The following is a 12,030-nucleotide window of genomic DNA, read 5'->3' as shown; positions in this document are numbered from 1 at the left end:
TTGTAAGCTTTCGTGGACTTATTAGCTTCATATTTATTCTAACAAGCACATTGCCTAGTTGTAAGGGCATACATTTTGGGATTATTACCACTATTATTGGATTGTTATATCCTTGTGAAAGCTTTTTTCTTTGCGATATTGCGCTGGACTTATACCTGATACTGTACGAAATACTTTTCCGAAATATTTATCAGTCTGATAACCTACTTGCTCCGCTATATCCGCCATTGAATCATTCGTCGTAAGCAGCAATTCTTTCGCTAATTGCATTCTTCCTCTCGTTACATAATCCGAAAATGTTAAGCCTACTTGCTCCTTGAACAATACACTGAAATAACTTGCATTCATATGTAATTGATCTGACATCTCTTTCATCGTAATTTGCTCCGACAAATGTTCATGAATATACGTTAGTGCCGTATTAATATGTGGATTTTGACTTGACTGCTGCGCCACTTCTAACCGCTTTGCGTCAACTACTTCAGTCATTACTTTATAACGCGCTTGCTCTTCTACACGTAACATAGCTTTATCAATCGCTTGTATGAGACTAGCTTTATCAATTGGCTTCAACAAATAATCAACAACGCCAAATCGCAACGCTTGCTGTGCATACGAGAAGTCTGAATAACCAGATACTAGAATAACATTCGGCCTGTTCTCTAACCTCTCTAACTTCTCAACCAATTCTAAGCCCGTTAATTCCGGCATCCTTATATCACTAATTAGCAAATGAGCTTCGTTATATTCTAGCCATTCTAGCGCTGCTATCCCATTAGCAGCCGTCTCAATCCGATATTTCCCTGCGGACCATACTTCAAGTACCTTTCGAATTCCATCTCTTGTGCGAGGTTCATCATCTACGATTAAAATTGTTTTCAACGTTATTCCCCCTTTAGTACAATTGGTATATCGAATGAGACAGTTGTCCCTTTTCCTTTTTCACTTTCGATTATCAGACCTTCACTTTCTGTTCCAAAATATAATTTAATACGTTGCTCGGTAATACTAAGCCCTACACCTGTCGATTTCCCCTCTTGATTGTCCCCTTGAATGCCACGTTTTTTTCGCTTAATACGCTCCATAACCTCGTCAACCTGTTGCTCACTCATCCCAGGTCCATTATCTGTAACGTTAATTTGAATATGCTGCTCAGATAAATTTTCAACTACACTCAGTTTTACAATACCTGATCCAATTTGTTGTTCTACACCGTGATAAATGGCATTTTCAATTAACGGTTGTACAAGTAGCTTGGGCATGACAATCACTCTGCAGTCTGGATCAACCTCGATACTCCATTCCAAGCGATCCATCATTCTCATCTTCATAATTTTCAAGTAGCGCTCTGCATGATCTAACTCATCACCGAGCGTTACCCATTCGTCCTGCTCATCTCGATTAATGACATATCTGAAAATCCCCGACATTGCAACGATCGCTTCAGCAAGTTGTTCTTCTCCACGAGTCTCCATCTCCCAATACAATGCCTCTAATGTATTGAATAGAAAATGCGGGTTAATCTGTGCTTGCAATGCTTTCAATTCCGTCTGACTTTGTAATATTTCTTTCTCATACACCATCTTAATTAGTCCATTCAGCGACTCAACCATCTGATTGTACGTATGATTCAATTCATTAATTTCTATCGTTGCTGATTCTATCGGAATGACTTTGAGTGTGCCTAGTCTGGCTACTCGCATTGCTCGTATTAATCGAAGAATAGGTTTACTAATCATTCCCGATAGAAAATAAGTAGCAATTAGAAAAAGTATAATACCAGCAAGCAAAGAAATAATAATTCCTGTTCTAAGCACTGAGATCCCTTCCGTTGCTTCATCCACCGGTGTTAAAATACTAATTTGCCAATTCACATCTTCAATATTACGTTGCACTCCATAATAATATTTGCCATCAATATTTATTGAGTTTTGTACAGTAATTGACTGAGGAAGGACTATGTTTTCAGGACTATTTGTATTCAATATTGTTCCAATATTATCAGTCAGCCACATATATTCATTACTAGCAACGGCACTATCACCATCCACTGAAAGATCGGTCAGTTCAAAATAATTAACATCCAAATAAATCAGCAAGTAACCAGCTTGCGCGAATGACTGATTCATTAATCGCACATGCCGCATAGCAATGACTATATCTGGATTATTCACATCCGTACCTAGCCAGACCAATTCACCTTTGCCCTGATCTGCCTTCGCAATCCATTCTGCGGATAGTCGATCATCCAATTTATCCTCGGTAAGCGGCAGTAGTGTCGAATAGTCGGTTGTGTATAGCTCTATAGAACGGATGCCTTTCATATAAGCTTCATGCTTTCTAACTTCTTGTTGCAGTTGTTGCCGAGCATCAAACGATAACGGCTTGCCATTCAATTCTTGCTGCATCATCGATTGTACAACCGCGTTAGTAGCGATCTGTGCAGTGAAGTTATCAATTTGATTCAATAATAGCTTTATGTTTCCAGTAGCTTGTACCGCAGTATTCTCCATATGACGCTCTGTATTTACTTGTAGTAATTTGGATACTTGGTCGTACAAATAGAAACCTACTGAGGATAAAATGGCAATCATAATAACCATATAGCTAAGAAAAATTTGATTTCTTAGTGTTTTAATATTAAATATATTTTTAATTATTTTAATCACCTCGCTTGCAAATGTTACTTTAGTACAATATTAGATAAATATTTGGAATTTGTCTAATAAATACCATCGTCGGCGAACTAGATTGCGCTCTACTACAGCCGCTTAAGAACATTATTCCGATTTAATAATAGAAACAACAAAAAAGTGTCCACGCTATGGTAGACACTTCTAAATGCATTTTAATAGTTCATCTTATCTAGCACGATCTTTTGGTAGCAACAGTGATAGAAAGCCAAAGAGTGGCAATAGACTTGCCCCTATCATCACAAATTCCATCGTCTTCACATCAGCCAGATTACCGAGCACGACCGAACCAACTGCTCCCATACCGAATGCAAATCCGGTAATTAGCCCTGATGCTGTGCCGACTTTTCCTGGCATTAATTCTTGTGCATAGACGACACTTACCGAAAAGCCTGATTGTAGAATCAGTCCTAACAATCCAATCACTGGATATACCCACATTAACGGTAAATGTGGCAGAATTAACGCTAATGGAATTGATCCTACAAGCGAAACAATCATCATCGTTCTTCTCCCAATTCGATCCGCAAACATGCCTCCGAAAAACGTTCCGACGACGCCAAATATCATAAACAAATAAAGTGGAATTTGAGCCTGTTGAATTGGCAGTGCATATTGCTCCTGTGCATAAAATTGATAGTAGTTACCAATTGCTGAGCTATACCATGAACGAGCAAATACGATCGTCATTAAAATTCCCATACCAATATATACAATTTTCGACGGTATCGGATTTTGTAAAGTTACTGCCGCTGCCTTCTTCTTCATTGAAACTGAACCATTGATTGCTAGCTGCTTACGATACCACGGCACTACGTACAATAGTATAACGATCGCTGCTACTGCCAGCAATGTCCCCCAGATTGCACCACGCTGTCCAAGTGGCACAAAAATAAAAATGGTCATAAGTGGAGCTAATGATGAGCCGAAGTTACCGCCAACCTGATAAATAGACTGTGCAAGTCCGCGCTTCTGACCCGCAGCTAAGTACACGACACGTGATCCTTCTGGATGAAAGACTGCTGAACCAAGACCAATACATATAACTGCGAGCAATACCAACCAAAATGTTGGTGCAAACGAAAGTGCTGCGATCCCGATTAGACTACTGCCCATCCCAGCTAGCAGCAACCAAGGCGTTGGACGCTTATCTGACCATAATCCAACTACTGGCTGCATAACGGAAGAGGTCATATTTAATGTAAAAGCAATCCAACCAATTTGCGCATACGTTAATTGAAGCGAGTCTTTAAATATCGGAAATAACGCTGAAACTACAACTTGCATCGAATCATTCAACATATGTACCGCGCTTACAGCAAATAAAACAGAATAAACCGTTAGTGATTGCATTGTCGTAGCTGATGAAGAAGTTCTAGCTGTTCTGGACACAAAAAGGACCTGCCTCTCATTTCATTCATATATTTCACTAGTAAAGCATATATCATTTGACATTACCATATGGTGCTAATACTACACAATATTTTTTTCAAGACTACCCAAAACTTTTATTTCATGGTACAATGTAAACGCTAACATTTCAGTTATTAGATTATCTAGGGGGTATTCGAATGTTGAGTGTTGCGTTAAATGAACGTACAATGTGTAAAGATTTTGATCTAGAGCAAGAGATCTTATTTTACAAAATAGGATCAGAAGGGCTTGTCAGTTTTCACGGAAGTAATTTCAGCAGAAAAGTTCAGCTTTCTCAGTCTGAACTAAAACAATTGACTAGAACAAAGGGATACTTTGCAATTAGCTCTACTTGCTATATTAACGTATCTCGAATCAAATCGATTGGGTCTGGTGCTATTTCTTTTGGTAGTGACTTTACAAGCACTAAAATACTTTCCGTAAGCAAGCGAAATGAATTGAAACTGAAGCAATTGCAGCAGATAAGCTAAAGACATAGAGCTAACGAAACAACCGCTAATCTTATGTTAGCGGTTGTTTGTTTTCTCCAATGCTGATATGCTGATTATCGAGAAGCTATGAAAAGTTTAGCTTATGCTTTCGATGTACTTTTCATCTACAGTGATGATTATCGAGAAGCTATGAAAAGTTTTAGGAGGAATTATATTGACTACGCAAAGCAAAGCATTTGAAGGATTATTTCATGATGAAGCTGCCATTTGGCTGCAATGGGGACAGTATGAAAGCGCTGTTCTTCCTAAAGTAGGAGCAAATCTAATTGCCTTTCGTGATCATGAACGCAACCTAACTCTATTAAGAGAACCAGCGGCTGCTGAAATGAATGATTTTCGTGCAAATCCAGGTATTCATGGCATTCCAGTACTATTCCCACCGAATCGCTATGAAGATGGTACATTTACATTTAACGGTCACAAATATGTATTCCCAGTCAATGAAGAAGCCACTGGCAACCATCTACACGGATTTTTCCATACTGCTCAGTGGAATGTTGACGATTTCAATACAACGGCTACTGAAAGCTATGTTGTATTGTCTATTTCTATTGATGAAAGTCATGAGATCTATCAGTACTTACCTCATCAATTCACATTAAAGCTACGTTACTCTTTGAGTGATCAAGGTCTATTGCAGCATGTATCTGTTCATAACAATGGTACAACAGCTATGCCTTGTATGATCGCGTTCCATACTGCGATCAATGCGCCATTTGCTGCAGGTAGTTCGAAGGAAGACTATTCATTCACAATGACTATGGAAAACCGTTGGGAATTGAATGAAAGAATGCTTCCCACAGGTAAGTATCAAGCTTTAACAAGTGAAGAACAAAAGATGAACGGCTCTGGTCTTAATCCGTTTTGGGAGTCGATGGACAACCATTACACAAGTTCAACTAAAAATGGTCGTAATATGATGGAGCTTACTGACAACCGTCTAGGATTAAAACTAATCTACGATGTTGGTGCTTCTTATAAGCAATGGATGATTTGGAACAATGGTGCAGGCGGTACCTTCTTCTGCCCTGAGCCACAGCTTAACCTTGTAAATGCGCCAAATAGCTTGCTTCCTGCACAGCAGATTGGGCTTGTTACACTTGAACCAGGTCATATTTGGGAAGAAACCAGTCGTATCTACATCGTGAACGTATAAAATACTGTTTCGCGTGGTGCAAAAGTAAATAGAACGGGGATGTCCTCAGTCATTTTACAATGACTTTCAGGACATCCCCGTTTTACATTAGCATAATCATCGCCATCACAAACCATGTAACAAAACCAGAAATGTGTACGGTACAAGTACACGAGCGGTCAACTGCCCGAAGCTTAAGCACAATGTTTAATCACGATGTTTAAGCACGAAGCTTAAAATGAAGGTTCAAAAAGCGGGCTTTCAGAACCGAGCAGGTGAAGCGCTACTTGAGAAAGGCGGAAGCGCAAGTGTACGTGTTTGGTACACGCGAACCGCACTTTCCAAGTTCGTTTCAGATGCGATGTCGACTAAGCTACGTCAGCATCACTTCGTTATCAAAGTCCGCTTTTTGAACTTCCCCTACTAGTTGATTTTGAATCTTTGTGATTCCTGTTGTAGTTCCTCCGCCACATTCGTCAAACCTTGAACGTTATCTTTCACTTCATTCATAATTTGCTCTTGTTCTTTCGCAACTTCAGAAACTTTTTTCGCCTGCTCCGAAGCTGTATCTGATAACTGTGTCATCTCGATCAATGCTGCAGTAACTTGCTGAGAGCTTGCAGACATTTCCTCAGAAGAAGCTGTTACTTCTTGCAATTGATAATTCAAAACATTAATGGACCCAACAATTTCTTCGAATACTTCGTATGTCAATTGAACTTCTTTCATCCCTTGTGTCGCTTCATGCTTTTCACGCTCAACTATCTCTACTGCAACTTTTGATTGCTTTTGAATTTGAGTAACTAAAGTTGATATATCTTTGGCAGCTGTTTTGGAAGAATCCGCCAAGTTTCGCACTTCACTTGCTACTACTGCAAATCCTTTACCATGCTCACCTGCTCTTGCCGCTTCAATGGAAGCATTTAACGCAAGTAAATTTACTTGTTCCGCAATTTCGTGGATATAAGTAACTGAACGACCAATCGCATTGGATTGCTCGGAAAACTTCTGGATAACCTCGGAGGTTTGCAGCGAGCCATCTAGAATGGAAGTCATCTGACTTTTAATTGCTTGCATACGCTCCTGGCCAATTATCGCTTGGTCATTAGCAACATTCGCCAATTCAGATACATTAGCCGCTGATTCGGAAATTCGTTGAATTCCTATTGCTACTTCCTCCATAGAACGGGTTGACTCTTGTGCATGCATAAACTGAGATTCTGCTGTATTGGCAATATTGTGCATATCTGATGCAATTTTGGAAGTATGTTCGGTCGATTGTTCAGCAGCAGCAAGTAATTGCTCTGAGCTAGCTGCAACAGATTCAGAATTACTAGACATTTTAGTAACAATATTGTACAATCCACCCACCATATTATTAAAGCTTGCAGATAGATTACCGAATTCATTATTCCACTTATACTCACTTCTAACTAGAAGATTACCTTCTTCAACCTGCTTCATATCAGAAATCAGTTGATTAATCGGCTGTTTGATCGTGATATAGACAAAGTAACCAAATAGTCCTGCAACTATAAGAATAATAACTAAAACAGAAAAAATAACTGTTCTACTTGTATTAGCATCGACTCTATTCGATTCATTAGTATTAGCTACTTCATCCATGTTAATTTGCTTTATTTCTCTCAATGTTGATAAAATCGTAGCCTGTACGCCACTTAGACGATTTTCAAAATACATAAATGCCTCTAAATTTTTCCCTTCGTCAATTCGTTCTTGCACCTTCAAAAATTCCTCATTAACAATAACTCCCTGTTCCTTATAGAGTGCATATAATGCTGCTGATGTCTCAGTCATCGGAAGTTTTTCTACTTTTAGTTGTATTTCCTTTTCACTTTCCTTTAATAAAGCATTAGCTTCCTTGAGCGCATTTAGATCTACATTAAATTGATTTAAAACAAGCTCTAGCTCATTCGTTTCAATTTGTACATTTGTAGTAATTAGCTGACTCAAGTACTCATTAGCCATCATCTGGTCTTCATACATCACTCTAGCATTATTGTTAATCTTGTTAACTGAGGCAATCCCAACAATCCCCATCAAAATCATAAATACAATTAATGATACGATGAGAACCATTAATTTTACCGATACTTTTTGATTCATTACAAATTGTTTAATCATGTTGTGCTCCTTCTTATGTAAGATAAAATATGTAAATATGTTTACTATAACAAAACTATTATAGCGAAAATTTACCAAATATACTAGCTATTCCATTTGTCGATTTACAAACTTGTTTTTACTTACCTATGAGCTTGATGATTGCATACGTAAACTTCTAGCAATACAGAATTGAGCTCCATAATATGTACTCATAATTAACAGCGATGAAAATTCAATTGGTACTACGAACAAATTCAATGCAAGAATAGAATCCGACACCATAAAGCACAAACTTCCTACAATTACCCATATATTTTTCGTTAACGATGCCATCCATACCATTAGTGATATGACGGCAATATACAAAATAACAGGGATGACTAGACTGTTGTTTTGTCCCTCGATTAATGACATAACCATAATAACCGCCATAATAATAGCATAAACACTAATACATAGACCAATTAATTTATTAGGTTTCCCTTTACTTCTCCTTAGATTAAAGGCAAATATATAGAAAATATGCCCCACTAAAAAACTGAATAACCCAATGATAAACCATTGTAACGAATAGTCACCAAGCATACAAAATAATAAACCAAGAATAACTAGATAATGATGTAGTTCCTTCTTTTTCGGTAATTGTAGACAACCATACACAATAATTAAAACCATCGGAATAAGCTTAAAAAGCATCAAATTCGATACAAATATGTATAAACTACTCATGATGATAATAATAATTGGAAGCAACCAATCACGATTTTTTTTAATAGTAACACCCTCCTTAAACTTTTCATTAATTCCTCGATATACTTCTCAGCAATGAAAAGTACCTCAAAAGCATAAAGAACTTTTATTAACTTCTATGTAACTTCATCATCCTTATATTATATTGATTCGCACTCAATAAATCACTAAGTAACTTTAAATTAGTAAAAAGCTATAGTATGAAAAGAACAACTTGTCTCTCCATGCTACAGCTAATCAATACAACCTATTATATACCTTTCAGTATAAATGAATATTGGTAGTTTCTATTGCTGTGCAGTATCGCTGTTGGATCAGGAAGAGCACCCCAGCTATCATTACCTGCAACGCCCATTTGATAACCGTTAATTGATAGTACCGTCTTGGTTGGTACTGGTAATTTGTGCAAATGATCATTCTGTTCCAGCTCTTCCGCCGTATAAGGAATGGCGTTAAATTCTATGCCTTGTGCGGATTGAACTAGCAACCCTTCACCATGCTCATTACAAACCATCGCATGACGAACACTCATCTTATTACCCGATTCCTGGGGTCTTATATATCTAGCTAATTGGTCCGTAACCATACCAGAATAAATCCCTAGTTTCCCACCAACTTGTCGGTCAACATAGGTTTCACTTGGACCTTTTCCATACCATGAAAGTTCATTATAAAGAACATCCATTTGAAGGTTCATACCGATTACAGGAATTTCTGTAGCTTGTTGTTGGGCATTTAAAGTAAATTCCACTTTAATTTCGCCATCACCATTAATATTATACTCTATTTGTAATTTCGTTCCATTAGCTAATAAATAACTTGTTAGAACAATGCAGTGAGTTTCTGTTACTGTGTGACTAAGACCAAGTAATTTGCGATCCCTTGCTGCATATTGCCAGCCTTCGCTACGCAAATGTTGCTTATTACCGCGATCATTATCTGTCATAGCACGCCAGAAATATGGTACTAGCGGTGCAAGTAGTCGTTCCGTGCCATTCCACATATAAGAGCATAATTGTCCTGTCTGTACTTCAAAGTTTACCGAAAATTGCGGCTCCATACCTACAATTGACAACGATGCAGAATCTCTGTTCACTTTAATTGGTGATATTGGATCATCATTAGAAACTGTACTCCAATTCGCTGGCAATATAAATTGTTCAAATGCCACTTCATGACCTGCTTCTACCCACTTCTCGTCTTGCTTCAATGCAATACTAATCGTTAGAACCGCTTCATCACTTTCTTGTTCCAAATGAGGTAGATGATACGGCAGTTTCCAGTCTGCTTCAGCTAATGGAGCAAGTTCTGCTACGAATATTTGTTGCTCTTCTATCTCACCATTGATCGCAATCGACCAGCTAATCTCATATTCACTTAGATCGGTAAACAAATTCCAGTTCTTCACATGAACAATTCCTTGTTCTAGATCAACCGCATTCATTTGTACCATTTGATATACTTTCTTCACTTCTTGCAGCTTCGGAGTAATGGTACGATCAGCGAAAATCAATCCATTTCCACAGAAGTTTCCATCATTAGGTGAATCTCCGAAATCGCCACCGTACGTCATACGAACGGTTCCATCTTCATCAACGATTCTAATCGATTGATCGATCCAATCCCAGATGAATCCACCTTGCAATATTGGATATTTATCAAACATATCACGGTATAACTGTAGTCCACCACATGAGTTACCCATCGCATGTGCATATTCACATATGATGAATGGCTTCGTCGGATTATTAAGCGCGTATTGCTCGATCACTTGAGGTGTAGAATACATATGACTTTCAATATCTGAAGCCGCATCGCTTGGACGATAATGGAATGTTCCTTCATAATGCACAGGACGTGAACGATCCACTTCATGGAAATAATCACGCATAGCTATAAAGTTATCTCCACCGAACGATTCATTACCTAGTGACCACATAATGATCGATGTATGATTTTTATCTCGCTCATACATTGACTTACAGCGATCTAATACAGCACCCGTCCACTGTGGATTACTACCAGGAATAGCAGTACCTAGATCTTGCTGACCATATGTCCATGAGCCATGTGTTTCTAGGTTATTCTCATCAATAACGTATAAGCCGTACTCATCACATAGCTGATACCATAGTAATTGGTTAGGGTAATGTGATGTTCTAACTGCATTAATATTGTATTGCTTCATAATAACGATATCAGTAATCATATCCTGCTTCGTAATTGCTCGGCCGGTATCACATGAGAATTCATGGCGATTCACACCATTGAACAATACGCGTTGACCGTTAATAAGCATCAATTTAGCTTTAATTTCAAATTTACGGAAGCCGATTTTCGATACGATACTTTCTTGTACTTGATCTGCTTCATCTAGAACATTAATAACTAACTCGTATAAGTAAGGCTTCTCTGCACTCCACTTATATGGATTGCTTACCATTCGCCCTAAAGAGAGTGATTGTAAATCTAGTCCATTGACATCAATATTCACTTTAGCTTGCATAGGTTGTTCCCATACCGCTTGCTTATTGGCATCGTATAAATGAACTTCAATATTCGCAGCCGTTTCCAAATTCATATAGTTCATCAGATGAACATCTAGTACAAATTCAGCATCTTCGTAGTTAGCATCTAGTAGCGTTTGAACTTTATAATCGTAAATATGCACGTTGGGCACAGTATACAAATAAACATCACGGAAAATTCCGCTCATACGCCAAAAATCTTGATCCTCTAACCAACTGGCATCGCTCCAGCGATATACTTCCACTGCAAGCTTATTGCTGCCTTCTTGAACATATGGTGTAAGGTCAAATTCAGCTGGTGTAAACGTATCTTCAGAATAGCCAACTAATTCTCCGTTAAGCCATACATAAAAGGCTGATTCTACACCTTGAAAGCTAATAAATAGTGGCTGATCTTGCCAATCTTTATTCCATTCAAACTCGGTAATATATGATCCTACTGGATTATATTGTGTAGGTGCAAACGGAGCTTGTACCTCTTCGTTACCGACCCATGGATAGACGACATTACTATATTGAGGATAATCATATCCTTGTAATTGCCAATGTGCCGGCACTTGAATCGTTGCCCATTCGCTACTGTCATAATTTCGCTTATAGAAATCTGTAATTCTACCGTCTGGATTACTAGCAAACGAGAACTTCCATAATCCATTCAATAATTGCATATTAGATGAAGAAAAGGGATCATCAAGCTGAGCTTCCTCATAACTTACAAACGGTATAAGTGATGCATGAGCTTGCATCCGGTTCAATGCAAAGATTTCAGGGTTGTTATTCCATTCAGGATAGCCATTACTTGGTGCGACATATTGAAATTTTTTCAACACAGTTATAATCACTCCATTCATTACTATTTACAGTCTCAACTA

The 12,030-nt window shown here is 38.1% G+C and carries 8 protein-coding genes; 2 read left to right on the top strand and 6 right to left on the bottom strand.

All coding sequences use genetic code 11. The features are described 5' to 3' along the window. Positions 1–93: 93 nt before the first annotated feature. From AC1TO5_RS08555 to AC1TO5_RS08545, 3 genes are all read right to left on the bottom strand, one after another. On the bottom strand, positions 94–882 hold the full coding sequence (locus AC1TO5_RS08555) for a response regulator transcription factor (protein ID WP_482062370.1): 789 nt from the start codon (positions 880–882) through the stop codon (positions 94–96). Positions 883–884: 2 nt separating this feature from the next. Further along, on the bottom strand, positions 885–2,561 hold the full coding sequence (locus AC1TO5_RS08550; RefSeq protein ID WP_482062369.1) for a cache domain-containing sensor histidine kinase: 1,677 nt from the start codon (positions 2,559–2,561) through the stop codon (positions 885–887). Between the two features lie 300 nt (positions 2,562–2,861). Then, on the bottom strand, positions 2,862–4,046 hold the full coding sequence (locus tag AC1TO5_RS08545) for an MFS transporter (protein ID WP_482062500.1): 1,185 nt from the start codon (positions 4,044–4,046) through the stop codon (positions 2,862–2,864). 218 nt (positions 4,047–4,264) lie between these two features. Between AC1TO5_RS08545 and AC1TO5_RS08540 the strand changes: the two genes are divergently transcribed. Continuing rightward, positions 4,265–4,597, top strand: a complete 333-nt coding sequence (locus tag AC1TO5_RS08540; RefSeq protein WP_482062368.1) for a hypothetical protein — start codon at positions 4,265–4,267, stop codon at positions 4,595–4,597. Positions 4,598–4,772: 175 nt separating this feature from the next. After that, the gene (locus AC1TO5_RS08535; protein ID WP_482062367.1) at positions 4,773–5,774 is read left to right on the top strand and encodes an aldose epimerase family protein; all 1,002 of its coding nucleotides are present in this window, start codon (positions 4,773–4,775) and stop codon (positions 5,772–5,774) included. Positions 5,775–6,176: 402 nt separating this feature from the next. On the opposite strand, the gene AC1TO5_RS08530 is transcribed toward AC1TO5_RS08535, so the two are convergent. From AC1TO5_RS08530 to lacZ, 3 genes are all read right to left on the bottom strand, one after another. Further along, on the bottom strand, positions 6,177–7,898 hold the full coding sequence (locus AC1TO5_RS08530; RefSeq protein ID WP_482062366.1) for a methyl-accepting chemotaxis protein: 1,722 nt from the start codon (positions 7,896–7,898) through the stop codon (positions 6,177–6,179). A 126-nt stretch (positions 7,899–8,024) separates the two neighbouring features. Further along, a complete protein-coding gene (locus AC1TO5_RS08525; RefSeq protein WP_482062365.1) occupies positions 8,025–8,609 on the bottom strand; it encodes a lysoplasmalogenase in 585 nt (194 codons plus the stop codon). A gap of 271 nt (positions 8,610–8,880) precedes the next feature. Beyond that, a complete protein-coding gene (lacZ, locus tag AC1TO5_RS08520; RefSeq protein WP_482062364.1) occupies positions 8,881–11,988 on the bottom strand; it encodes a beta-galactosidase, LacZ type in 3,108 nt (1,035 codons plus the stop codon). Positions 11,989–12,030 lie beyond the last annotated feature (42 nt).

The sequence above is a fragment of the Paenibacillus sp. Y930 genome (genome assembly GCF_056786375.1).
This window is presented reverse-complemented; position numbering and strand designations above follow the sequence as displayed.